This window comes from Pseudomonas sp. LBUM1672 (assembly GCF_059695655.1).
On record NZ_CP166781.1, the window covers coordinates 2081091 to 2105846 of the forward strand.

17 protein-coding genes are annotated in these 24756 nt (G+C 59.6%); 10 read left to right on the forward strand and 7 right to left on the reverse strand.

Going from position 1 to position 24756, the window contains the following annotated elements; translation table 11 throughout:
• Positions 1 to 10: 10 nt before the first annotated feature.
• The 3 genes from topA (at position 11) to ACA053_RS09395 (ending at position 3645) form a co-directional block, all read left to right on the forward strand.
• Positions 11 to 2638, forward strand: a complete 2628-nt coding sequence (topA, locus tag ACA053_RS09385; RefSeq protein ID WP_497316833.1) for a type I DNA topoisomerase — start codon at positions 11 to 13, stop codon at positions 2636 to 2638.
• Positions 2639 to 2780: 142 nt separating this feature from the next.
• Positions 2781 to 3305, forward strand: a complete 525-nt coding sequence (locus ACA053_RS09390) for a DUF6586 family protein (protein WP_109628978.1) — start codon at positions 2781 to 2783, stop codon at positions 3303 to 3305.
• 106 nt (positions 3306 to 3411) lie between these two features.
• Positions 3412 to 3645, forward strand: a complete 234-nt coding sequence (locus ACA053_RS09395; protein ID WP_010456352.1) for a hypothetical protein — start codon at positions 3412 to 3414, stop codon at positions 3643 to 3645.
• A 94-nt stretch (positions 3646 to 3739) separates the two neighbouring features.
• Here the strand turns inward: ACA053_RS09395 and sulA are convergent, their stop codons facing one another.
• Both sulA and lexA read right to left on the reverse strand, forming a co-directional pair.
• Positions 3740 to 4213: an SOS-induced cell division inhibitor SulA gene (gene sulA / locus ACA053_RS09400; RefSeq protein WP_109628980.1), complete on the reverse strand. Its 474-nt coding sequence runs from the start codon at positions 4211 to 4213 to the stop codon at positions 3740 to 3742.
• A gap of 10 nt (positions 4214 to 4223) precedes the next feature.
• Positions 4224 to 4832 carry a transcriptional repressor LexA gene (gene lexA / locus ACA053_RS09405; RefSeq protein WP_046026989.1) on the reverse strand — a complete coding sequence of 203 codons (609 nt, stop codon included), beginning with the start codon at positions 4830 to 4832 and terminating at the stop codon, positions 4224 to 4226.
• Positions 4833 to 5061: 229 nt separating this feature from the next.
• On the opposite strand from lexA, the gene ACA053_RS09410 reads away from it, so the two are divergent.
• The 4 genes from ACA053_RS09410 to ACA053_RS09425 all read left to right on the forward strand — a co-directional run bounded on the left by ACA053_RS09410 (position 5062) and on the right by ACA053_RS09425 (position 11030).
• The gene (locus ACA053_RS09410; protein WP_109628982.1) at positions 5062 to 5769 is read left to right on the forward strand and encodes a TetR/AcrR family transcriptional regulator; all 708 of its coding nucleotides are present in this window, start codon (positions 5062 to 5064) and stop codon (positions 5767 to 5769) included.
• 170 nt (positions 5770 to 5939) lie between these two features.
• Entirely contained in the window at positions 5940 to 6938 is a 999-nt protein-coding gene (gene nagZ, locus ACA053_RS09415) for a beta-N-acetylhexosaminidase (RefSeq protein WP_178082344.1), read from the forward strand.
• A gap of 12 nt (positions 6939 to 6950) precedes the next feature.
• Entirely contained in the window at positions 6951 to 7688 is a 738-nt protein-coding gene (locus tag ACA053_RS09420; RefSeq protein WP_497395111.1) for an S-methyl-5'-thioinosine phosphorylase, read from the forward strand.
• 45 nt (positions 7689 to 7733) lie between these two features.
• The gene (locus ACA053_RS09425) at positions 7734 to 11030 is read left to right on the forward strand and encodes a DEAD/DEAH box helicase (RefSeq protein ID WP_497395113.1); all 3297 of its coding nucleotides are present in this window, start codon (positions 7734 to 7736) and stop codon (positions 11028 to 11030) included.
• Positions 11031 to 11152: 122 nt separating this feature from the next.
• Here the strand turns inward: ACA053_RS09425 and ACA053_RS09430 are convergent, their stop codons facing one another.
• From ACA053_RS09430 to mfd, 3 genes are read right to left on the reverse strand one after another with little or no spacing between them, the layout of a single operon-like run.
• Positions 11153 to 13846, reverse strand: a complete 2694-nt coding sequence (locus tag ACA053_RS09430) for a DEAD/DEAH box helicase (RefSeq protein WP_109628988.1) — start codon at positions 13844 to 13846, stop codon at positions 11153 to 11155.
• A gap of 10 nt (positions 13847 to 13856) precedes the next feature.
• Entirely contained in the window at positions 13857 to 14423 is a 567-nt protein-coding gene (locus ACA053_RS09435) for a CsiV family protein (RefSeq protein ID WP_497395115.1), read from the reverse strand.
• Between the two features lie 10 nt (positions 14424 to 14433).
• Positions 14434 to 17883: a transcription-repair coupling factor gene (mfd, locus tag ACA053_RS09440; RefSeq protein ID WP_497316842.1), complete on the reverse strand. Its 3450-nt coding sequence runs from the start codon at positions 17881 to 17883 to the stop codon at positions 14434 to 14436.
• Between the two features lie 362 nt (positions 17884 to 18245).
• Here mfd and ACA053_RS09445 point away from each other — a divergent pair, with 362 nt between their 5' ends.
• Positions 18246 to 19709: a glyceraldehyde-3-phosphate dehydrogenase gene (locus tag ACA053_RS09445; protein ID WP_497395117.1), complete on the forward strand. Its 1464-nt coding sequence runs from the start codon at positions 18246 to 18248 to the stop codon at positions 19707 to 19709.
• 193 nt (positions 19710 to 19902) lie between these two features.
• Here ACA053_RS09445 and ACA053_RS09450 read toward each other — a convergent pair whose 3' ends face one another.
• The gene (locus tag ACA053_RS09450) at positions 19903 to 21201 is read right to left on the reverse strand and encodes an MFS transporter (RefSeq protein WP_497395119.1); all 1299 of its coding nucleotides are present in this window, start codon (positions 21199 to 21201) and stop codon (positions 19903 to 19905) included.
• Between the two features lie 133 nt (positions 21202 to 21334).
• Between ACA053_RS09450 and ACA053_RS09455 the strand changes: the two genes are divergently transcribed.
• Positions 21335 to 22384 (forward strand): FAD:protein FMN transferase, encoded by a 1050-nt coding sequence (locus ACA053_RS09455; RefSeq protein WP_497395121.1) that lies wholly within the window; start codon positions 21335 to 21337, stop codon positions 22382 to 22384.
• 207 nt (positions 22385 to 22591) lie between these two features.
• Complete coding sequence (gene sthA / locus ACA053_RS09460; RefSeq protein ID WP_007907752.1) at positions 22592 to 23986, forward strand: Si-specific NAD(P)(+) transhydrogenase; 1395 nt, start codon at positions 22592 to 22594, stop codon at positions 23984 to 23986.
• Between the two features lie 42 nt (positions 23987 to 24028).
• On the opposite strand, the gene ACA053_RS09465 is transcribed toward sthA, so the two are convergent.
• Positions 24029 to 24751, reverse strand: a complete 723-nt coding sequence (locus ACA053_RS09465) for a glycerophosphodiester phosphodiesterase (RefSeq protein WP_497316847.1) — start codon at positions 24749 to 24751, stop codon at positions 24029 to 24031.
• Positions 24752 to 24756: the final 5 nt, after the last annotated feature.

Sequence of the window (24756 nt, forward strand, 5' to 3'; positions counted from 1 at the left end):
TTTCTGATCCATGGGCAAATCGCTGGTCATTGTGGAATCCCCGGCTAAGGCCAAGACCATCAACAAGTATCTGGGTAACCAATACGTGGTGAAGTCGAGTATCGGCCATATCCGAGACCTGCCCACCAGCGGTTCGGCTAGCGCCAGCAAAGAGCCAGCCGCCAAGCGCGGCAAGGCCGCCGCGGGTGAAGGTCCGGTGCTCACGCCGAAAGAGAAGGCGCGCAAGCAGCTGGTCTCGCGCATGGGTGTCGATCCCGATCATGGCTGGAAAGCCAAGTACGAGATCCTCCCGGGCAAGGAAAAGGTCATCGAAGAGCTGCGCCGGCTCGCCAAAGATGCTGACACCATCTATCTCGCAACCGACTTGGATCGCGAGGGGGAAGCCATTGCCTGGCACCTGCGCGAAGCCATCGGTGGAGATGACAGCCGCTACAAGCGCGTGGTGTTCAACGAAATCACCAAGAAAGCGATCCAGGAAGCCTTCTCCAAACCGGGCGAGCTGGACATTGACCGTGTCAACGCCCAACAGGCGCGTCGTTTCCTCGACCGCGTGGTGGGTTACATGGTTTCGCCGCTGCTTTGGGCCAAGGTCGCCCGTGGCCTGTCCGCCGGTCGTGTGCAGTCGGTTGCGGTAAAACTGGTCGTTGAGCGTGAGCGTGAAATTCGCGCGTTCAACCCGGAAGAATACTGGGAAGTCCACGCTGATCTCGGTACCACCAAGGGCGCAACCGTGCGCTTTGACGTGGCTCGGGAAAAAGGCGAGGCCTTCAAGCCGCTCAACGAAGCCCAGGCCATGGCCGCGCTGGAGAAGCTCAAGGCTTCCAGCTACAGCATCGTCAAGCGCGAAGACAAACCGACCAGCAGCAAGCCGTCGGCACCGTTCATCACCTCCACCCTGCAACAGGCCGCGAGTAACCGCCTGGGCTTCGGTGTGAAGAAAACCATGATGATGGCCCAGCGTTTGTACGAAGCCGGCTACATCACGTATATGCGTACCGACTCCACCAACCTCTCGGCCGATGCCGTGACGATGGCGCGCACTTATATTGAAGGCGAGTTCGGCAAGAAGTACCTGCCGGAAAACCCGAACGTCTACAGCAGCAAGGAAGGCGCACAAGAGGCTCACGAAGCAATTCGTCCGTCTGACGCCAACACCGAGCCAAGCAAGCTGTCGGGCATGGAGCGTGATGCAGAGCGGCTCTACGAGCTGATCTGGCGCCAGTTCCTCGCTTGCCAGATGCTGCCGGCCCAATACCTGTCGACCACGGTCACCGTCGGTGCCGGCGATTTCGAGCTGCGCGCCAAGGGCCGCATCCTGAAATTCGACGGCTACACCCGCGTCATGCCACAAATCGCCAAGCCTGGTGATGACGACGTGCTGCCGGACATGGCCCAGGGCGACGCGATGAAGCTGATCAAGCTTGATCCGACCCAGCACTTCACCAAGCCACCGGCGCGTTATTCGGAAGCGAGCCTGGTAAAAGAAATGGAAAAACGTGGCATCGGTCGTCCTTCGACCTACGCGGCGATCATTTCGACCATCCAGGACCGCGGCTACGTCGCGCTGCACAACCGTCGTTTCTACTCGGAAAAGATGGGCGACATCGTCACCGAACGTCTGGCCGAGAGCTTCTCCAATCTCATGGACTACGGCTTCACCGCCGGCATGGAAGAGAACCTCGATGACGTGGCCCAGGGCGAACGCGACTGGAAAAACGTGCTTGACGAGTTCTACGGCGACTTCAAGAAAAAACTCGAAGTAGCCGAAAGTGCCGAAGGTGGCATGCGCGCCAACCAACCGGTCATGACTGACATTCCGTGCGTGTTGTGCGGTCGTCCGATGCAGATTCGTACCGCATCGACTGGCGTGTTCCTCGGTTGCTCGGGTTACAGTCTGCCGCCGAAAGAACGCTGCAAGGCCACCGTCAACCTGGTGCCGGGCGATGAAATCGCTGCGGACGACGAGGGTGAATCGGAATCCCTGGTGCTGCGTGGCAAGCACCGCTGCCCGATCTGCAGCACGGCAATGGACGCTTACCTGCTGGATGAGAAGCGCAAGCTGCACATCTGCGGTAACAACCCGGATTGCTCAGGCTACGAAATCGAAGAGGGCACCTATCGCATCAAAGGCTACGAAGGTCCGAGCCTGGAATGCGACAAGTGTGGCAGCGAGATGCAGCTCAAGACCGGCCGTTTCGGCAAGTTCTTCGGTTGCACCAACGCGACGTGCAAGAACACCCGCAAACTGCTGAAAAGCGGTGACGCGGCGCCGCCGAAGATGGACCCGGTGAAGATGCCTGAGCTGAAATGCGAAAAGGTCAACGACACCTACATCCTGCGCGATGGTGCTTCCGGTCTGTTCCTGGCGGCCAGCCAGTTTCCGAAAAACCGCGAGACGCGTGCTCCGCTGGTCATGGAAATTGTGCCGCACAAGGATGAGATCGATCCGAAGTACCACTTCCTCTGTGAAGCGCCGAAAAAAGATCCGGACGGCCTGCCTGCTGTGATCCGTTACAGCCGCAAGACCAAAGAGCAGTACGTGCAGACAGAAGTCGACGGCAAGCCGACCGGCTGGAAGGCGTACTACGACGGCGGCAAATGGACGGTTGAAGACAAGCGTCCGGCAGCCAAAGCGTAAAAACAGGCTGTACACAAAAGGCCGCATGACAACCCACGGGTTTTCATGCGGCCTTTTTGTTTTGTGCTTGCGGTCAGCTCGGCTGATCCACGACACTGTCTGATCTGCGTGAAGCAATTTTTTCGTTGTGGAGGCTGCCGTCATGGCCCACGAACTCTATACCCGTACTAATCAAAAGATTTATTTCGCCGGCCTGTCGCTCGAAGCGCTTGCCAGAGCCGAAGAGGGGCGGACGATGAATTCCCTGGCGCTGATTCAGGCCGGGCGTGAGTCGGCGTTGTTTCACTTGTACGGCGCGTTGCTGGGGCTGTGCCATGAAATTGCCGGTTTCTATCGCTTGCCGCAGGCCAATGCGCCTCGGGTGGAGATGCTGCTGACTCGGGAAGTGCTGGAAGCCATCGCCATTCCCGAGATGGCTGAGATGGTCGAGCTGGCCCAGAATCCGGAAACCTGGCTGGCCAAGCTGCTGGCGGCTCACGCGGCGATGTTCCAGCCGCCTCGTGCTCCACACAAGCCCAAGGGTGACGTCACTCAGCCGCTCATCCTGGCCGTTAACCTGGATGAAGAAGAGGCGCCAGAGGAGTTGAGTCGCGAAGAGCTGGAGAGCTGGCGCCAGAACCTGAAAGGGTTGGCGATCCGTTTTCGCGAAGGCTTGAACGAGTGCTGATCGACTGAGTGCCGGCGGTGCGATTAAAAGCGCTGCTGGTCAAGTTACCGAGCGAAGCCTGGCCGATGCCTATATAATCCCCGCCTTTCGTGGAGAACAGACCTTTATGCCAACGTCCTTTCTAGAAATTGTCGAGTTACCAGACGGCCGAATCGAGCTGCGCAGGGCTGAGGACGAGGGTTCTCTGGTCACTTTGGATTTCTCCGAGGATGCCAAGGCTTTCCTGCAGGGCCAGCACGTCGAAGTCGCCAAGGCGATGTTGAGCGTCGGTGTTCAGATGGCAGGGCGTCTGGTTGAAGGCGAATTCAATACGGATGAGAGTTCGCGGGTTCTCCACTGATCCCATTCGTCGCTTTCTGCTGATACGGCTTCGGACCGGCTTCTCTAATCCTTTGAGAAGCCCCGCGCAATTGATTGCGCGCTTTGTTTACAGGTTAACCCAATCGAATATTCAGGCTCTGCGCATCCCCGGTACGGGCCGCGCTGATCAACTGTTGCCGTGAATTTGTGCTCAAGGGGTTGAGCCAGCTGACAACGGTGTGGCTGCGGCCCAGGCGCAAAGCTTCGCAGGTCAGCTGCTGGGCGCTCTGAGTGCCGCGAGGTTGCAGCAGCAGGATGCGTTCGCGGTTGAGACCGGCGTCCCGCAGCCACGCCTGGGTCAGGCTGGCGGGCGGGGCGATCAGTGTCAGCCATCGCGCGTCCTGATCCTGGCTCAGTTCCCGAAGGATCGGCGCCAAAAGGTTCAGGCAGTTCCCGGCCGCACCACGCAGTGAAAGCTCGCTGAAAACTTCGGGTTCGGCGCTCCAGGGCGTCTCGACCACGTCTTTCAGGATTGGCGCCAACGGTTGCACCATGAATGCCTCGAACAACGGCAGTTGGGCTTGCTGTGATGTGTGTGGGAACTGCATAAAGCCTCCTTTAGCGGCGAATGACGCCGACACTCAAGCCTTCGATCACCAGTTCCTGATCTTTCAGGTTGACTTCGATTGGGGCAAATTCAGGGTTTTCGGCAATCAACCAGACCTTGCTGCCGTCGCGCTTGAAGCGCTTGACGGTCACTTCGTCACCGATCCGTGCCACGACGATCTGGCCATTGCGGGCTTCCCGGGTGGTGTGGACGGCCAACAGGTCGCCGTCAAAAATACCGACGTCCTTCATGCTCATGCCATGAACGCGCAGCAGATAATCAGCGCGCGGATGGAAGAAGGCAGGGTTGATGTTGCAGGACTCTTCGATGTGCTGCTGGGCCAGAATCGGCGCACCGGCAGCGACTCGGCCAATGATCGGCAGGGTAGAATCATCGGCCTTGGCTTCGAAGCCCGGAATGCGAATGCCTCGGGAAGCGCCCGGGGTCATCTCGATCGCACCTTTGCGGGCAAGCGCCTTGAGGTGTTCTTCCGCCGCGTTGGGCGATTTGAAACCCAGTTCCTGAGCGATTTCCGCACGGGTTGGCGGGTAGCCGTTGTCTTCTAGGCAGCGTTTGATGAAGGCCAGAATCTCTGCTTGGCGTGGCGTCAGCTTTAGCATATTGATCGCTCTGTCTTTTTATACAGTGACTGGGATTATATACAGTGAAACGGTCTTGGCAATGCCCCTTTTTTGGCCGGCCGCTGGACGGTCAATCAGCCTGCTGATTAAAGCCTCGCCGTTGTATGGTTAAATAGCTGACCGACCATTCCCAAAACGAACCGGCAGGCTTGACAATGCACAGGCTGAAACGTATGTTTCAAACAAGTGTTTGTCAGGCGGAGTAGCCATGGCCCAGTCGGAAACCGTTGAACGCATTCTCGATGCTGCCGAGCAGTTGTTCGCGGAAAAAGGTTTCGCCGAAACCTCGTTGCGTCTGATCACCAGCAAGGCTGGTGTCAATCTGGCGGCGGTCAACTATCATTTCGGTTCGAAGAAGGCGCTGATCCAGGCGGTCTTCTCGCGCTTTCTCGGGCCGTTTTGCCTGAGTCTTGATAAAGAGCTGGAGCGGCGTCAGTCCAAGCCTGACAACAAGCCGACACTCGAAGAGTTGCTCGAGATCCTCGTTGAGCAAGCCCTCGTCGTGCAGCCTCGCAGCGGCAACGACCTGTCTATCTTCATGCGCTTGCTGGGACTGGCGTTCAGTCAGAGCCAGGGTCACCTGCGTCGTTATCTGGAAGACATGTACGGCAAGGTGTTCCGCCGCTACATGATGCTGGTAAACGAAGCTGCGCCGCGCATTCCACCGATCGAGCTGTTCTGGCGCGTGCACTTCATGCTCGGCGCCGCGGCGTTCAGCATGTCGGGGATCAAGGCGTTGCGAGCGATTGCCGAGACCGATTTCGGCGTCAACACATCCATTGAGCAAGTGATGCGCCTGATGGTGCCGTTCCTGGCTGCAGGCATGCGCGCCGAAACCGGCGTCACCGATGCGGCCATGGCCACTGCGCAACTGCGTCCGCGCAGCAAGTCGACCCCGGCTGCCGCCAAGGTTTAACCGAGCACGGGTGGGCGCGGCGGCTGACATCCGCTAAGCTAGCCGCCCATGCCGACTCTCGTTCTGAACCCGCTCCCCATTGATATCGCCGACCTGCCGGGCACAGCCCAAGGCGGCGAACGCGTGCGAGCCGGGTTTTTCGTTCTCAAGGAATCTCTATGACTGCTGGCCTGCAAGGCTCGTTGATGGTGGACGTCGCCGGTACCTGGCTGACGGCCGAAGATCGCCAATTGTTGCGTCAGCCCGAAGTGGGCGGCCTGATCATTTTCGCCCGCAACATCGAAAGCCCGCGCCAGGTGCGCGAGCTCAGCGCTGCAATCCGCGCCATTCGTCCCGACCTGCTGCTGGCGGTGGATCAGGAAGGTGGTCGCGTTCAGCGTCTGCGCCAAGGCTTCGTCCGGCTGCCGGCCATGCGCGCCATTGCCGACAACCCGAACGCCGAGTATCTGGCCGAGCAGTGCGGCTGGATCATGGCCACCGAAGTGCTGGCCGTTGGGCTCGACCTGAGCTTCGCCCCGGTGCTGGACCTGGATTACCAGCGCAGCGCCGTCGTCGGCACTCGCTCGTTCGAGGGTGATCCGGAGCGCGCAGCCTTGCTCGCGGGTGCCTTCATCCGCGGCATGAACAGTGCCGGCATGGCCGCCACCGGCAAGCATTTCCCCGGTCACGGCTGGGCCGAGGCGGATTCCCACGTCGCGATCCCGAACGACGAGCGCAGCCTCGACGAAATTCGCGCCAAAGACCTGGTACCGTTCGCCAAGTTGAGCAAGCAATTGGCCGCCATCATGCCGGCCCACGTTATTTATCCACAAGTCGATTCCCAGCCCGCAGGCTTCTCACGCCGCTGGTTGCAGGACATCCTGCGCGGCGAGCTGCAATTCGATGGCGTGATCTTCAGCGACGACCTGTCCATGGCCGGTGCCCACGTGGTTGGCGATGCCGCCAGCCGTATCGAAGCCGCGCTGACTGCCGGTTGCGACATGGGCCTGGTGTGCAATGACCGCGCTGCGGCGGAGCTGGCGTTGAGTGCCGCCCAGCGCTTGAAAGTCACGCCGTCCGAGCGCATCGCGCGGATGCGTGGCCAGTCGTACGCCAACACTGAATACCGTCAGAACCCGCGCTGGCTGACTGCCATCGGCGCGCTCAAAGAAGCTCAACTTATTGAATAAGGACTTTTCGTTATGACGGTTCACGCGATTATCGGTGGCACCGGCCTGACTCAACTCGAAGGCCTGAACATTCGTCAGTCACTGGCGGTGGATACGCCCTATGGCGCGCCTTCGGCCGACGTGCAGATCGGTGAATACGCCGGCAAGGAAGTGTTGTTCCTCGCGCGTCACGGTCACCCGCACCGTTTTCCGCCGCATCAAGTGAACTACCGCGCCAACCTCTGGGCGCTGAAACAGGCCGGCGCCGAAGCGATACTCGCGGTCAACGCCGTGGGCGGGATTCATGCCTCCATGGGTACCGGGCATTTCTGCGTGCCGCATCAACTGATCGACTACACCAGCGGTCGCGAACACACCTATTTCGCCGATAACCTGGAACACGTCACCCACATTGACTTCAGCTATCCCTACAGCGAGACGTTGCGTCAGCAATTGATTGCGGCGCTGGCGGCTGAAGGCGTCGATTACAGCAGCCAAGGCGTCTACGCCTGCACCCAGGGCCCACGTCTGGAAACCGTCGCTGAAATCGCGAAGCTGGAGCGTGACGGTTGCGACATCGTCGGCATGACAGGCATGCCGGAAGCGGCGTTGGCCCATGAGCTGGAACTGGAGTATGCGTGTCTGGCACTGGTGGTGAATCCGGCGGCGGGCAAGTCCGCGGCGGTGATCACCATGGCCGAGATCGAGCAGGCGTTGCATGACGGGATGGGCAAGGTTAAGTCGACGTTGGCGCGGGTGTTAAAAGGCTAGGTTGTACGCCACCATCATTAATTCATTACCAAAAGCATTGAGTGTATGTCGACAATCATCGAGCAACTTCAACAGCTGCCGTGGGCGGAGGCATTCAGTCATCGCGCTCTGGATAAGGCGCGCAGATACGCCCCTGAGCATCGGGTAGAAATCCTTGAACTTGATGATGTGTTGGTTCGGGCGACCTGCAGGGGCTCTCAAGGTAACGTCTACGAACAGCACATCGAACTGGTCGAAGATGCCAATGGTGATTTTGAGCTGGACTGCACCTGTTCATGCCCCGTAGTGATTGATTGCAAACATTGCGCAACCGTTATCTATCACCTGCAAGAGCTTCCTGTCGCGGTGGCTGACAGTGCGGCTTCCGCTCACCTGAATCGTGAGCTGGAGCGCTGGCTTGATGGTATTCCATCTGCAAGCAACTCCCTCGATGAACCGTCGCAGGTAACAAGTACGCGCCTGTTGTACAAACTCAGGGCAACGCCTACCGCCGGAAAATGGACACTGGAGATTTTCAAGGCGCGTCAGCTCAAGGACGGCCGTTTGCAAGACATCAAGTCGATGTACTCGATGTCGGACACGCTGATACGCCAACCCGGTTACCTGACCGGGCTCGACCTGCGAATCGCCAGGTTGTTAGTCGCCATTCACTCCCACCACGCCTATTACTCTGGCTACCCCTTGGAAGGCAGTAGCGGCGCCGAGCTCATCGAAATGCTGTTGCGAACCTCGCGCCTTTTCCTTGATCTCGAACAGCCACAACCCCTGACGCCCGGGATGAGAAGAACGGGTCAGTTTGCCTGGGCTGAACAAGTCAATGGCAGTTTTCGCCCGCAATGGGGCAGTGACGCAGCCCCAGTGGAAACGATCCTGGCCCTGGAGCCCTTGTACTATCTGGATCGCGAGCGGCTACAAGTAGGGCCGCTGTTCAGCGAGATGGATGAAAAACTGGCTTGTCACCTGTCGTTGGTCCCGGATATTCCGGCGCGTCAGGCAATGCAGTTCAGTCATCGGATGAGGGCAGCGACGCAAGTTGCACCGCCGCCGCATGCCCTGACGGAGCGGGTCATTGACGGCGTTTTTCCTCAGGCTCACCTGACACTCGCCAGCGGCAAGCGTTATGTCCGCTGGCAGCATGAACCAGAGCATCGCGCTGCATTGGCGTTCACCTACAACGGCCATCCGACGTCGGACAGAAACCCGGAAGTATTGATCCTTTCCGGGACTGAAACCCAGCGTATACAGCGCAATCCCTCCGCCGAGAAAGCCCTGCGTCAGGCCCTGCAAAAACACGGTTTTAAGAAGGCCACGCGCAAAAGTAGCCTGGATCGTCCCGGCGAAATGTTCACCTTGGCGGATGACGCAGCCTGGGTTACTTTTGCGCAGGACGGGGTCCCGGCGCTGAGGGAGAAAAACTGGCTGATCGATATCAGAGATAACTTCCACTTCAACTTGCAGCCTGTGGAAGAGTGGTATGCGCAAGTCGAGGAAGAATCGGGGCACCAGTGGTTCGATTTGCAACTGGGTATCGTGGTCAACGGCGAACGCCACAGCCTGTTACCAATCTTGCTGCATTTGCTGCGCAGCCAGCCGCAACTGCTGGATCCCGCAATCCTGGCGCAACGTAACGATGACGAACTGTTGCTGATTGGACTGGGTGATGGGCGTTTCGATGCCAAACCCCATGGCAAAGTCGCACTGCCCTATGGTCGGGTCAAACCGCTGATGGCCACCTTGGGCGAGTTGTACCTGGGGGCGCATCAAGGTGATTCATTGCGTTTGAGTTTGCCGGATGCCGCGCGCCTCAACGCACTGGAAGGCATTCCGCTGATTTGGCAGGGCGGCGAGCGGCTGCGCAGTTTTGCAAAACGATTGCGTGAGTCGACCCATGCTCACGTCTCGGCGCCCGAGGGGTTGAAGGCAACATTGCGACCGTATCAGCTGGAAGGGCTGAACTGGATGCAAACCCTTCGCGAACTGGAAGTTGGCGGCATCCTCGGTGACGACATGGGCTTGGGGAAAACCCTGCAAACCCTGGCTCATCTGCTGACGGAGAAGCAGGCCGGGCGGCTTGATCGTCCGGCACTTGCCGTGATGCCCACCAGCCTGATCCCCAACTGGCTCGACGAGTCACTGCGCTTTACGCCGCAGCTGAAGGTACTGGCGTTACATGGCCCCGCACGGCAAAAAGACTTTGCCGGCCTTGCCGAATACGACTTGGTGTTGACCACCTACGCGCTGCTGCCGCGGGATCTGCAGATTTTGCAGCCTCAGTTATGGAGTGTGCTGATTCTCGATGAGGCACAGAACATCAAGAACCCGGTCAGCAAAGCGGCTCAGGCCGCCCGAGCCTTGCAGGCCCGCCAGCGTTTGTGTCTGTCCGGCACGCCGCTGGAAAACCACCTCGGCGAGTTGTGGTCGCAATTTCACTTTTTGCTGCCCGGCTGGCTTGGCGACAGCAAAACCTTCAACCGCGACTACCGCACGCCGATCGAGAAGCACGGTAATAGCGAACGGATGCAACACCTGACCGCCCGGATAAAGCCCTTTCTGCTGCGTCGCAAGAAAGATCAGGTGGCGACAGAATTACCGCCGAAAACCGAGATTGTGCATTGGGTTGATCTCAGCGATGGACAGCGGGACGTGTACGAAACCGTGCGCGTGGCGATGGACAAGAAGGTGCGTGACGAAATTGCCCGCAGTGGTGTCGGGCGCAGCCAAATCATCATCCTCGATGCATTGCTCAAGCTGCGTCAGGTGTGCTGCGATCTGCGGTTGATCAAAACGCCGCTCACCGCCAAGGCCCTTCGGTCTGGTAGTGGGAAACTGGTCAGCTTGATGGAGATGCTGGAAGAGTTGCTCAGCGAAGGCCGAAAGGTTTTGCTGTTTTCACAGTTCACTTCGATGCTCGCCTTGATTGAGGAGGAGTTGCAGCAACGTGGTCTGGGCTACTCGTTGTTGACGGGTGAGACAACGGATCGGCGCACACCGGTCAAGGATTTTCAGAGCGGTAAAGTGCCGCTGTTTCTGATCAGTTTGAAGGCCGGCGGCACAGGTCTGAACCTGACTGCTGCGGATACGGTCATCCATTTCGATCCCTGGTGGAATCCGGCGGTGGAAAACCAGGCGACTGACCGGGCCTACAGGATTGGGCAAAACAAACCGGTGTTCGTCTACAAGCTGATAGCTCGTGGCACCGTAGAAGAAAAAATACAGGCACTGCAGCTGGAGAAGGCGGCATTGGCTGGGGCGGTGCTTGAAGGCGGGACGACTGGCGGGTGGAAGCTTGAGCAGAGTGATATCGAGGCGCTGTTTGCACCGCTGCCAAATCTCAAGTCCTGATTTCCGATCTTAAATGAAACCGAGTTGACGCTATCGCGGGCAAGCCACGCTCCCACAGAATGATCGCTGAACCTGTGGGAGCGGGCTTGCCCGCGAAGGCGATCTACCAGGCGCCGCAGATTTCAGCGCTTCTCCAGCTTATCCGGTAACGGCGCAAACAACGCTTCAATATCATCGCTCTGCAACTTCCAGTCCCCGGTCTTGCGCCCATCCAGCACACCCGCCGCCAGGTCGGATTTTTCCTTTTGCAGGTGCTGAATCTTCTCTTCCACCGTGCCGCGAGCAATCATCTTGTAGACGAACACCGGCTTCTCCTGGCCGATGCGATACGCCCGGTCGGTCGCCTGATTTTCCGTCGCCGGGTTCCACCACGGATCGTAGTGGATCACCGTATCCGCCTCCGTCAGGTTCAAACCGACACCGCCTGCCTTCAAGCTGATGAGGAAGATCTGACGCTTGCCGCTCTGGAAGTCCTTCACCGGCGCCCGTCGGTCCCGGGTCTGACCCGTGAGCAACGCGTATTCAACACCGCGCTTCTTCAGTTCAACTTCGATCAGCGCCAGCATCGAGGTGAACTGTGAAAACAGCAAAATCCGCCGACCTTCCTCAAACAACTCATCCAGCATTTCCATCAGGCTATCGAGCTTGCCCGAGGTGCTGCCGCGCGTCGGCAGTGCGGCATCGTTGACCAAGCGTAAATCGCAGCACACCTGGCGCAGCTTCAGCAGCGCTTCAAGAATGATGATCTGGCTGCGCGCCACGCCTTTGCGGGTGATCTCGTCGCGGACTTTCTTGTCCATCGCCAGGCGCATGGTTTCATACACATCGCGTTGGGCTTCGTTGAGTTCGACCCAATGGATGATTTCGGTCTTGGGTGGCAACTCCGTCGCGACCTGTTCCTTGGTTCTGCGCAACAGGAACGGTTTGATCCGACCATTGAGGTGCTGAAGTCTGACTTCACTGGCGCGCTTTTCAATCGGCACGCGGTAATCGCGGTTGAAGCTTTTGACGTCGCCGAGCCAGCCGGGCAACAGGAAGTGAAACAGCGACCACAGTTCGCCCAAGTGGTTTTCCAGCGGCGTACCACTCAGGCACAGACGCTGACGCGCATTCAACTCGCGGGCCGCCTGGGCAGCCTTGCTGTTGGGGTTCTTGATGTATTGCGCTTCATCCAGCACCAGCACGTGCAGAGGCTGAGCGGCCAGACGTTCGACGTCCTTGGGCAGCAGCGCATAGGTGGTGAGGATCAGGTCGTAATCGGCCAGATGGTCGAAATGCTTTTTGCGACTGGCGCCGTACAGCGCCAGCACGTTGAGTTGCGGCGTAAAGTGCGCCGCTTCGTCGAGCCAGTTCGGGATCAGGCTGGTGGGCATCACCACCATGCACGGCCGGTCGAGGCGCCCGGCGATTTTCTCGCTGAGAATATGCGCCAGGGTCTGTAGGGTTTTACCCAGACCCATGTCGTCCGCGAGAATGCCGCCGACTTCCAGTTGCCGCAACGATTGCATCCAGCTCAGGCCTTCCAGCTGATACGGGCGCAAGGTTGCGTTCAAACCTTCGGGGGCCGTCGCGGTGTAATCCTTGATGTCCCGCAGGCGCTGGGCAAACGTGCGGATCTGCTCGCCACCTTCCCAAAGCAGCGGCATGCCTTCCAACGGGTTCAGGCGTGTCGCGTCGGCCTTGCTCAGGCGCAGCGTGGTTTCGCCGGGCTCTTGCAGGTAGAACTCGCCAAGGGTCGCCAGCACCGGTTTCAACCGGCCGAAGGGCAGGGCGACCTGCAAGGGGCCGTACTCGGAATTCGGGCGGTTGGGGATGTTCACCAGAATCAGTTCGTCGTCACGCCGCCGGGCGAGGCGTTCCGGATTGAGGATTTCGGTGTGGGAGCGCATCAGGTTCAGCAGGATCGGCAGCAAGCTCAGGCGCTCGCCGTTGACGATGATCCCCAGCTCCAGATCAAACCAGTCGCGCTCCGGCGCCTGTTCGACGGTGGCATACCAGTCGTCCACCGCGGTCAGGTCGAAGCCGAAATCTTCGTCGATCTGCAGCTCCCAGCCTTGAGTGCGCAGCTTTGGCAGTTCGTTGAGGGTGAAGGTCAGCCAGGCGCTGTCGTTGACCATCTCATAGAGTTCGCCGGCACTTTCCGGCAAGGCTTTGCTTTGACGGGTAGCGACTTTGAAACCGAGGATTCGCAGCTGTTCCCTGTAGGTCTGTTCGACTTCCGGGTGGCGTTTTATCCGCAGCGTCTGGGTTTCCTGACGAATCAGGACGTCGGCGTTCTTCTGCCCGGAAACGTATTCATCGAGATAACTGAAAGACAGCGCCGCACGGTGCTGGATGTAGCGCTGCATCTTGCCGTTGCGCGGTTCGAAGGCGCTGAATTCGATGCTCGCCAGCCACAGGCGCGGCACCGGTTGCACGTTATCCACAAGCACTTGGGGCGGCGCCTTCGGACTGCGGTTTTCCAGCACGGCCTGAAGTTTTTCCAGCAGTTCGGCGTCTTGTGCGGCGGCGGGGTAGGCCAGGGTTTCTTGCACCTTCAGCAGCACGGCCGCGCAATGTTTGCAGTTGACGTGAACCGGGCACGTGCACGTGGCGTCGACCATCAGCAAGGTCGCTTTGGCTGACTCGCGCAGGCGGATGGTCTGACGGTAAACGTTACCGCCAGAGCCCTCGCAAGCGGCGATGATCGTGGCGTCGCCGGCCTCGACGATCCTGACGCGGTTTTCCAGTGCGTAACGACGGCCACGCTCCAGGCTCTGTTCCTTGAATCGGCTGACCCATGAAGGTGCCAGGGGTTTGCTCAGGGTCGCTGACATAAGGACTCAATCAGTCCGGAATTTCATCGGGGACTGGCCGAGGTGCCGGGGCGGTCAGCGAAGTGATCTTGATCAGCAGGCCAAGGTGGCCGTTGTCGAGGAAGTTCAGCTGGCCGTTCTTGGTGTGGCTTTCCTGCTTCAGTCGTTCGCTGGCGGTGACCAAGCCATTGGCGTCGATCTGGTTGACCCAGAAGTCGGCGTCGACGTCGGTGAACCGCCCCAGTTTCATGCTCAGCGTGCCCTCGATCGGGAACTGGCCAAATTGTTCGGTGCCCTCGCTGATCGCAACTTTGGTGGCTTCTTCGCCGAGCGGTTGCTGCCACGCCTTGTGCAGCAACACCGAGTACTCATTGCTGGCGGTGAGCTTTTCCACTTCGGGATTCAGGCTCGGCGTGCGGAAGCTGTCGGGGCTGATGCGCTGGGCGCCGGCTGCCCAGTCTTCCGGGGCGGCTTTGCTGACAATGGCGGGCACGGCGTTCTGCCGCACCAGGATCATTTCAACCTGGTACAGGTCATCGGCAAACGCCGTTGGAGCGACCAGGGTGGTCAGCAAAGTCAGTAAACGAAACAGGCGCATGCGGCGTCCTTCAAGCAGTTTTCGGAATGAGGCACTCAAGCAGCGCCTCTACAGTATTAAAGCGCTCTTGCGGGCTTTCCATCGGGACCATGAATTTAAACATCGTGGCACCTTCGAATTTGTAGCGTTTGGGCTGGCCCTGGATCAGTTTGATCAGGGTCAGCGGGTCGACAGGCGTCTGCGCCGCGAACTCGATCCGGCCGCCTTGCGGGCCACCGTCGACTTTCTTGATGCCCAGCAGTTCGGCTTGCAACTTCAACGCCGTGATGCGCATCAGGTTCTTGGTCGGCTCCGGCAGCAGGCCGAAACGGTCGATCATCTCCACTTGCAGGTCCTTGAGGCCTTCCTCATCGGTGGCCGAGGCAATGCGTTTGTAGAGAATCAGACGGGCGTGCACGTCCGGCAAGTAGTCTTCCGGAATCAGCGCCGGGACGCGCAAATTGACTTCCGGACCACCGCCCAGCGGCTGATCGAGGTTCGGTTGTTCGCCCTTGCGGATCGACTTCACCGCGCGCTCGAGCATTTCCATATACAGGGTGAAGCCGACGGCCTGGATCTGCCCGCTCTGACCGTCGCCCAGCAATTCGCCGGCGCCACGGATTTCCAGGTCGTTGGTGGCGAGCACGAAGCCCGCGCCGAGGTCCTGGGTGTTCGCGATCGCTTCCAGACGCTTTTCCGCGTCCGGGGTGATCTGCTGACGCGGCGGCGTCAGCAAATAAGCATAAGCCTGGTGGTGACTGCGACCGACGCGGCCGCGCAATTGGTGCAACTGCGCCAGGCCGAATTTGTCGGCACGCTCGATGATGATGGTGTTGGCGCTCGGCACGTCGATGCCGGTTTCGATGATGGTCGAGGCGATCAGCACGTTGAAACGCTTGTGGTAGAAGTCGCTCATCACCTGTTCGAGTTCGCGTTCGCGCATCTGCCCGTGGCCGATGCCGATCCGCGCTTCCGGCACCAGTTCGGCGAGGTCGGCGGCGCATTTCTCGATGGTCTTCACGTCGTTGTGCAGGTAGTAGACCTGACCGCCACGCAGCAACTCACGAAGCAGGGCCTCTTTGACCGTGCTTTTGTTCTGCTCCATGACGAAGGTCCGCACCGACAGGCGACGGGCCGGCGGCGTGGCGATGATCGACAGGTCGCGCATGCCCGACACCGCCATGTTCAGCGTGCGCGGAATCGGCGTGGCGGTGAGCGTGAGGATGTCGACTTCACTGCGCAGGGCCTTGAGTTGTTCCTTCTGACGAACACCAAAACGGTGCTCTTCGTCGATGATCACCAGCCCGAGGTTTTTGATCTTCACATCATCTTGCAGCAGCTTGTGTGTGCCGATGACGATGTCGATCTTGCCTTCGGCCAGATCCGCAACCGCGGCGTTCACTTCCTTGGTCGACTTGAAGCGGCTCATCACTTCCACGCTCACCGGCCAGTCGGCGAAGCGGTCGCGGAAGCTGTTGTAATGCTGTTGGGCGAGCAGGGTGGTCGGCACCAGAATCGCCACCTGACGACCACCGTGCACCGCGATGAACGCCGCGCGCATCGCCACTTCGGTCTTGCCGAATCCGACATCGCCGCAGACCAGGCGATCCATCGGCTTCGGGGCGAGCATGTCGGCACGGACCGCATCGATGGTGGTCTGCTGGTCCGGGGTTTCTTCGAACGGGAAGCCGGCGCTGAACGTCGCGTAATCGGCTTTCGGGTCTTCGAATGCATAACCTTCGCGAGCGGCGCGACGGGCATAGATGTCGAGCAATTCGGCGGCGACGTCGCGCACCTGTTCGGCGGCTTTGCGTTTGGCTTTCTGCCAGGTTTCCGAGCCGAGGCGGTGCAGCGGGGCCAAGGCGTCATCGCTACCGGTGTAACGCGCAATCAGGTGCAGGTTAGCCACCGGCACGTAAAGCTTGGCGCCTTCGGCATATTGCAGCGTGAGGAACTCGGCGGCTTGATCGTCGATTTCCAGGGTCGCAAGCCCGAGGTAGCGACCGACGCCGTGATCGATATGCACGACCGGCGCGCCTTCGCGCAGCTCGGTAAGGTTTTTGATCACTGCGTCATTGTTGGCGTCGGCGCGTTTTTCGCGGCGACGACGCTGCATCACGCGCTGACCGAACAACGGGCTTTCGGCCACCAGCGCCAGGGCCGGATTGTCGAGCACCAAGCCCTCGTCGAGCGGTGCGATGGTGATCGCCAGGCGCTCCTTGCTCGCGACAAAGTCCGGCCAGCTGTCGACGGTTTTCGGCCGCAGCTTCAGGCGTTCGAGCAATTCCAGCAGCACTTCACGGCGGCCCGCAGACTCGGCGGTGAACAATACGCGGCCGGGGAACTCGTCGAGGAAGCCGGCCAGCGCCGCCAATGGCTGGGTAGCCTTGGCTTCGATGGCCAGGTTCGGCAGTTCGCGCGCCGGGAAGCGCTCGCGGCCGACGCCGGTTTCCACGTCCTGTTGACTGGCCACCACACGCGGCCAGTTCTTCAAGCGGGCAAAGCAGTCTTCCACCGGCAGGAACAGCTCGGCCGGTGGCAATAAAGGACGGGAAGGATCGACGCGGCGCTCTTCATAGCGGTTGCGCACATCGTTCCAGAAGTTTTCCGCCGCTTGCTCGATGCCCGGCAGGGAAAACACTTGGGTGTCCTGGGGCAGGTAATCGAACAGCGTCGAGGTTTCGTCGAAGAACAGCGGCAGGTAGTACTCGATACCGGCCGGCGTGATCCCGCTGCTCAAATCCTGGAAGATCGGGCAGCGACGGAAGTCGACATCGAAACGCTCACGGAAGCGCGCCTTGAAACGGGTGACCGCGTCTTTCTGCAGTGGGAATTCCCGCGCGGGCAACAGGCGAACGGTGTCGACTTTATCGATGGAGCGCTGGTTTTCCGGATCGAAGGTACGCAGCGTCTCAATTTCGTCGTCGAACAGGTCGATACGGAAGGGCAGTTTGCTGCCCATCGGGAACAGGTCGATCAGCGAGCCGCGGACGGTGAATTCGCCGTGTTCGTACACCGTGTCGACGTAGCGATAGCCGCTGGCTTCAAGTCGGGTGCGCATCTGCTCGACGTCGAGCTTCTGGCCAACGTCCAGCACCAGGCTGCTGCCGAGCAGGAACTTGGTCGGCGCCAGGCGGTGCAGCGCGGTGGTGATCGGCACGACCAATACGCCATGACTCAGCTCCGGCAACCTGTACAAGGCTGCGATGCGCTGGGAAATGATGTCCTGGTGTGGCGAAAACAGATCGTAGGGCAGGGTCTCCCAGTCCGGGAAATGCAATACGGGCAAATCCGGGGCGAAGAAACTCAGCTCCTGTTCCAGCCGTTCGGCACTTTGGCTGTCGGCGGTCAGCAGCAGGGTAAAGCGCTTGGCAGCGCTGGCAGCCTCGGCAATGGCCAGGCTCAGGGCGGCACCGGGCAGGTTGCCCCAGTGCTGTTTACCTGCCGCGGCAGGGAGAAGCGGTAGACGCAGAACGGGCACGGAAGGTTGAGCTCCAAGCGTTGCGACAAAGTCGGTAATTGTAGCGGCCCCGGGTGCCGCCTGTCAGTTGCAGATGTGTCTATTACGCCGGTTTGGCGAAATGTAGTGGTAAAGACAAAATTCGCCGGTTTTTTGCTGAAAATTGATGATTATGTAGTGGCAAAACGACCGAGTGTTACGGAGGGTTACGGATAAGACAGCGGTGTCTCCAAAAAATTGACTGCGCTGAAAGCCGCGGTTTTACTGGGCTTTAGCGGTGCGTAATTTTTTTGAACAGGAATTTGTTACGGATCGCGCGACAGGCGCGCATTGCTACGAGAGGCACTCGGCGGCATAATGTAGCCCCTTTTTTCTGCCCCTACATGTGGAAGGTTCCCGTGACTCAGAAGCCCGACCAGTGTCTTGGTGAATGGATCGACCGTGAAGCACTCGCAGAAGCGATGATTCCGCTTATCGGTCAGCTCTACCGCAATAACAACGTGGTGAGCTCGATCTATGGCCGCAGCCTGATCAATCGTTCAGTCATTGCGATTCTCAAAGCTCACCGCTTTGCTCGTCATCGTCAGTCCGATGACAGCGAATTGTCCGTCCACGAAACATTCCCGCTGCTCAAGGCGATGAGCGAGCTCAAGCTCGGCGCCGCTTCGGTTGACCTGGGCAAGCTTGCCGTCAAGTTCAAGGCCGAAGGCAATGGCCGCACTGCCGAGCAGTTCGTTCGCGAAGAACTGGCTGACGTCGTTGGTCAGCAAAACGTTGCCGCTCGTAAAGGCACCGACGTTGTCCTGTACGGCTTCGGTCGTATCGGTCGTCTGCTGGCGCGCATCCTGATCGAGAAAACCGGTGGTGGCGACGGCCTGCGTCTGCGCGCCATCGTTGTCCGCAAGGGCGCCGAGAACGATCTGGTCAAGCGTGCAAGCCTGCTGCGTCGTGACTCGGTTCATGGTCCGTTCGATGGCACCATCACCATTGATGAAGCCAACAACACCATCACCGCCAACGGCAACCTGATCCAGGTTATCTACGCGAAAAACCCGACTGAAGTGGATTACACCCAGTACGGCATCAAAGACGCGCTGCTGGTGGACAACACCGGTGTATGGCGTGACGCCGATGGCCTGGGCCAGCACCTGACTTGCCCGGGTATCGATCGCGTTGTTCTGACCGCGCCGGGCAAAGGCAAGCTGAAGAACATCGTTCACGGCATCAACCACGGTGAAATCACCGCTGATGACAAGATCGTTTCGGCCGCTTCCTGCACCACCAACGCCATCGTGCCGGTACTGAAGGCTGTCAACGACAAGTTCGGCATCATCAATGGCCACGTCGAAACCGTTCACTCGTACACCAACGACCAGAACCTGATCGACAACTTCCACAAAGGCGATCGCCGTGGCCGTAGTGCCGCGCTGAACATGGTGATCACCGAGACCGGTGCTGCCACCGCTGCTGCCAAGGCTCTGCCTGAGCTGGCCGGGAAGCTGACCGGTAACGCGATCCGCGTTCCGACGCCAAACGTGTCGATGGCCATTCTCAACCTGAACCTTGAGAAAGCCGCTACCCGTGAAGAGATGAACGATTACCTGCGCTACATGGCGTTGCACTCCGATCTGCATAAGCAAATCGACTACGTCAACTCGCAGGAAGTGGTTTCCACCGACTTCGTTGGCTCGCGCCACGCAGGCGTTGTGGACGCTGAAGCGACCATCACCCAAGACAACCGCGTTGTTCTGTACGTTTGGTACGACAACGAATTCGGTTACAGCTGCCAGGTGGTTCGTGTGATGGAAGACATGGCCGGTGTAAACCCGCCAGCATTCCCGCGCTAAGCCTTAGCTGCACATGAAAACGCCCCGACTTTGGTCGGGGCGTTTTTGTTTGTGGCGGTTGTCAGTGGGAGATGTGTTGTTTGTGCTGGCCTCTTCGCGGGCAAGCCCGCTCCCACAGGTTTGGTGGTGTTCACTCGATGGTGTTCGCGCAACAGATCCCTGTGGGAGCGGGCTTGCCCGCGAAAGCGATTTGTCAGGCGCCGCCGACCACAGCGGCCTGCGCCGTCCGCAGTTCATGCCGATTGCCTTTGAACAACACCAGTGTCGCGATCAACCCCAACACCGCCGCGCCACTGAGCCAGATCCCCGGCGCCGCCTTGTTGTCCAGCACGTGGATCAGGTACGTGCACGCCGCCGGTGTAAACCCGCCGAACGTTGCAGTCGCCAGGCTGTAGGCCAACGAGAAACCAGTCGTACGAACTTCCACCGGCATGATCTCGGTCAGCGCCACGACCATGGCGCCGTTGTACGAGCCGTACAGGAACGACAGCCACAACTCGACAATCAGCAAATGGCTGAAGCTCGGGTTTGCCACCAGCCACGACAGGGCAGGGTAGGCCGTGAGGATCGCCAGAATGGTCGCCGTCAGCAGTAGGGGTTTACGCCCGATTTTGTCGGACACAGCACCCATCACCGGCAACCAGAAGAAGTTCGACAGGCCGATGCACACTGTCACCAACAACGCATCCAGATCGGACAGGTGCAGTTCGGCTTTGCCAAAGGTCGGGGTGTAGGCAGTGATCAAGTAGAACGACACGGTGGTCATCACCACCAGCGCCATGCCGGCGATGACGATGCCGAAGTTCTGACTGATCGAGCGGACCACGTCGCGCAGGGTAGGCCGGTGTTTGCGCGCCTGGAACTCCGGGGTTTCTTCCAGCGAACGACGAATCACGAAAATCACCGGCACGATCATGCAGCCGATCAGGAATGGCACGCGCCAGCCCCAGTCACCCATCTCTTCCGGGCTGAGCCAATGGTTCAAACCGACGCCGAGCAGACCGGCGAACACCACTGCGGCTTGCTGGCTGGCGGACTGCCAACTGACAAAGAAGCCCTTGCGGCCCGGGGTGGAAATCTCCGCCAGGTACACCGAGACACCGCCCAGTTCCACGCCGGCCGAGAAGCCTTGCAGCAGTCGGCCGAACAACACGAGCAGCGGCGCGGCCACGCCGAGGGTGGCGTAACCCGGCACGCAGGCAATCAGCACCGTACCGGCAGCCATCATCGCCAGGGTGATAATCAGGCCTTTGCGGCGGCCATGACGGTCGATGTAGGCGCCGAGGAAAATCGCACCCAGTGGGCGCATCAGGAAGCCGGCACCAAAAGTGGCCAGCGACAACATCAGGGAGGCGAACGCGCTGTCGGCAGGGAAGAAGGTTTTGGCAATGGCCGTGGCGTAAAAGCCGTAGACCATAAAGTCGAACATTTCGAGAAAGTTACCGCTGACAACGCGAAAAATCGCTTTGCCTTTGCTCGTATTGGAAGACATTTTCAGGTACTCACGCTGGTAAATCTTGCTTGAAACGCTGGGCCTGAGGGAGCGAGCAGGTTCGCTCCCTCAGATTTTGCGTCTTACTGACGGGCACTGGCAGACCTCGCTCCCATGCGCTCTGAGGCCCATAATGGCGGGCGCGGTTTTGAGGGGAGATGAAGATTTGTTAACTGGACGGTGGGGTGGACTTGTGGTGCTGGCCGGCGTTTTGTCCGGTTGTGGCAACGGCGACAGCCTGGAACGCTTCGACGGCCCGACCATGGGCAGTCGTTATTCCATTCAATACGCAAGACATTCCTCCACGCCCGGGCCGAAAGCGGTGCAGGCCGAAGTAGAAAAAATCCTCGCCGACGTCGATCAGCAAATGTCGACTTATCGCAGCGACTCCGACATCGAGCGCTTCAACGACTTGCCTGCCAATCGCTGTCAGAAAATGCCAGCCTCAATCCTCAAACTGGTACGCGTCGGCGAGCAACTCTCAGAACAAAGCGAAGGCTCCTACGACCTGACGGTGGAACCGTTGCTCAACCTTTGGGGGTTCGGCCCGCAGGCCCGCGAGGAAAAAGTCCCCGCAGCTCAAGCGCTCGCCGAAGTAAGGCAGCGGGTCGGCTACCAACACCTGCGCATCGACCGTGATCAGTTGTGCAAGGACGCCGCCGTCGAAGTCGACTTCAACAGCATCGCCGCCGGTTACGCCGTCGACACCATTGCCGAAAAACTCGAAGCGATGGGAATCCACAACTACCTCGCCGAAGTGACCGGCGAGCTGAAGGCTGCGGGCAAAAAGCTCGATGGCTCAGCCTGGAAGATCGCGCTGGAAGAACCCCGTGACGACCAGCAAGTGGCCGAACGCATCATCTCCATCGACGGCTACGGTCTGTCCACCTCCGGTGACTACCGCAATTATTTTCAGCAGGACGGCAAGCGCTATTCCCACACCTTCGATGCCCGCACTGGTGCGCCGGTCTCGCACCTCCTGGCATCAGTCACGGTGATTAATCCTTCCGCGTTAATGGCCGATGGCTTATCGACGCTGTTGCTGATTCTCGGCCCGGAGCGCGGTTGGGACTACGCAGAAAAACACGATATCGGCGCATTTTTTGTGATTCGTGCCGATACAGGTTTCGTCACACGAACCAATCAGGCTTTTGAGCGCCTCAGTGGTGGTAAAACCAAATGATTGCGGCGATCAGCGCATTGAAGACTGGCGTTGTAGTGCAGGCAAAACTAGCCTACGACGCGACCAAGGGTTAATGTGCCCGGCGTTGACGCTTCTATAGACTGTGTCCGGGTTCTGCATTGGCCCCAAATTGTTCCTTCACGCCACAGATCGGCGTGATTTAGCCGCAGGTGCCGAGGGCGCCGCGGCCTGTTCTGAGGAGTACGCATGGCTGTCTACAACTACGACGTGGTGGTACTGGGTTCCGGCCCGGCGGGAGAAGGCGCGGCAATGAACGCCGCCAAAGCAGGGCGCAAGGTGGCGATGGTCGATAGCCGTCGCCAGGTCGGCGGCAACTGCACCCACCTGGGTACCATCCCGTCCAAGGCACTGCGTCACTCGGTCCGGCAGATCATGCAGTTCAATACCAACCCGATGTTCCGGGCGATTGGTGAGCCGCGCTGGTTCTCGTTCCCGGACGTGCTGAAAAGCGCAGAAAAAGTCATTTCCAAACAAGTCGCCTCGCGCACTGGCTACTACGCCCGTAACCGCGTCGACGTGTTCTTCGGCACCGGCAGCTTCGCCGACGAGCAAACCATCGAAGTGGTCTGCGCCAACGGCGTGGTCGAAAAACTGGTGGCCAAGCACATCATCATCGCCACCGGTTCGCGTCCTTATCGCCCGGCGGACATCGATTTCCATCACCCGCGTATCTACGATAGCGACACCATCCTCAGCCTCGGCCACACCCCGCGCAAACTCATTGTTTACGGCGCTGGTGTGATCGGTTGCGAGTACGCGTCGATCTTCAGTGGCCTGGGTGTACTGGTCGAACTGGTGGACAACCGTGGTCAGTTGCTGAGTTTCCTGGACTCGGAAATTTCCCAGGCCCTGAGCTATCACTTCAGCAACAACAACATCACGGTTCGCCACAACGAAGACTACGACCGCGTCGAAGGCGTGGACAACGGCGTGATCCTGCACCTCAAGTCCGGCAAGAAGATCAAGGCCGACGCCTTGCTCTGGTGTAACGGCCGTACCGGCAACACCGATCAGCTGGGCCTGGAAAACATCGGCGTGAAGGTCAACAGCCGTGGCCAGATCGAAGTCGACGAAGCCTACCGCACCTGCGTACCGAACATTTACGGCGCCGGTGACGTGATCGGCTGGCCGAGCCTGGCCAGTGCCGCGCACGACCAGGGTCGTTCGGCCGCTGGCAGCATCGTCGATAACAATAGCTGGCGCTTCGTGAATGACGTGCCGACCGGCATCTACACCATTCCGGAGATCAGCTCGATCGGCAAGAACGAGCAGGAGCTGACCCAGGCCAAGGTGCCGTACGAAGTGGGCAAGGCGTTCTTCAAGAGTATGGCGCGTGCACAGATTGCCGGCGAGCCTCAGGGCATGCTGAAAATCCTGTTCCACCGCGAGACCCTGGAAGTGCTGGGCGTTCACTGCTTCGGTTATCAGGCGTCAGAGATCGTGCACATCGGCCAGGCGATCATGAGCCAGCCGGGCGAATTGAACACCTTGAAGTACTTCGTCAACACGACGTTCAACTACCCGACCATGGCCGAAGCCTATCGGGTAGCGGCGTACGATGGCCTCAACCGGCTTTTTTGAGCGGCTCCGGCCGGTGGCCTGAGCCGGCCGGGGAGACCGATTTCAGCAACTCTCGAGGGTGGCGCTGGCCAAACCGGGAAAGTCTGTAATCAGGCTGTCAACGCCGAAGTCGGCGAGTCTGCGCATCAGCGCGGGCTCGTTGACTGTCCACACCGACACATGCAACCCCTGACGCTGCGCCTTCTGCAGGCGTTCCGGCGTACACAGGGTCCAGTTCAGCGCCAGAATCTCACAGCCATAACTTTGCGCGACCTTCAACGGGTCCAGCCACGCATACTCGGCCACCAATCCACGGGACACGTCCGGCACCAGGTCGAGCGCGGCTTTCAGTACTTCACGTGAGCTCGACGTGATCGTGACCTTGTCGAGCAGGCCGAAACGCTGGGCCATTTCGCGAATCGCCAGCACGGTCGTCGCGGCGCGGGTGCGTGAAGCGCTTTTGACTTCCAGCTGCCAGTGCTCGAAATCGCATTTCTCGAACAGTTCTTCCAGCGTTGGGATCGGGCAGGGCTTGATCCAGCCCGGACCGCCCTTGCGTGCGTCGTAGGTCACCAGTTCTGCCGCCGTGTGCTCGACGACCTTGCCGCGTCGGTCGGTAGTGCGTTTGAGCGTCGGGTCGTGGATGACCATCAACTCGTTGTCCATGGACAGGTGCAGGTCCAGTTCGCAGCGGCGCACGCCGTGCTTGAGGCATTGCTGAAAACTGGTCAGCGTGTTTTCCGGTGCTTCGCCCTTGGCGCCGCGATGGCCGTAGATGAGGGTCACGGTTC

Coding starts and splice junctions, on each gene's coding strand:
- topA (WP_497316833.1), top strand. CDS start 11: ATGGGCAAATCGCTGGTCATTGTGGAATCCCCGGCTAAGGCCAAGACC.
- ACA053_RS09390 (WP_109628978.1), top strand. CDS start 2,781: ATGGCCCACGAACTCTATACCCGTACTAATCAAAAGATTTATTTCGCC.
- ACA053_RS09395 (WP_010456352.1), top strand. CDS start 3,412: ATGCCAACGTCCTTTCTAGAAATTGTCGAGTTACCAGACGGCCGAATC.
- sulA (WP_109628980.1), bottom strand. CDS start 4,213: ATGCAGTTCCCACACACATCACAGCAAGCCCAACTGCCGTTGTTCGAG.
- lexA (WP_046026989.1), bottom strand. CDS start 4,832: ATGCTAAAGCTGACGCCACGCCAAGCAGAGATTCTGGCCTTCATCAAA.
- ACA053_RS09410 (WP_109628982.1), top strand. CDS start 5,062: ATGGCCCAGTCGGAAACCGTTGAACGCATTCTCGATGCTGCCGAGCAG.
- ACA053_RS09420 (WP_497395111.1), top strand. CDS start 6,951: ATGACGGTTCACGCGATTATCGGTGGCACCGGCCTGACTCAACTCGAA.
- ACA053_RS09425 (WP_497395113.1), top strand. CDS start 7,734: ATGTCGACAATCATCGAGCAACTTCAACAGCTGCCGTGGGCGGAGGCA.
- ACA053_RS09430 (WP_109628988.1), bottom strand. CDS start 13,846: ATGTCAGCGACCCTGAGCAAACCCCTGGCACCTTCATGGGTCAGCCGA.
- ACA053_RS09435 (WP_497395115.1), bottom strand. CDS start 14,423: ATGCGCCTGTTTCGTTTACTGACTTTGCTGACCACCCTGGTCGCTCCA.
- ACA053_RS09445 (WP_497395117.1), top strand. CDS start 18,246: ATGTGGAAGGTTCCCGTGACTCAGAAGCCCGACCAGTGTCTTGGTGAA.
- ACA053_RS09450 (WP_497395119.1), bottom strand. CDS start 21,201: ATGTCTTCCAATACGAGCAAAGGCAAAGCGATTTTTCGCGTTGTCAGC.
- ACA053_RS09455 (WP_497395121.1), top strand. CDS start 21,335: ATGGCGGGCGCGGTTTTGAGGGGAGATGAAGATTTGTTAACTGGACGG.
- sthA (WP_007907752.1), top strand. CDS start 22,592: ATGGCTGTCTACAACTACGACGTGGTGGTACTGGGTTCCGGCCCGGCG.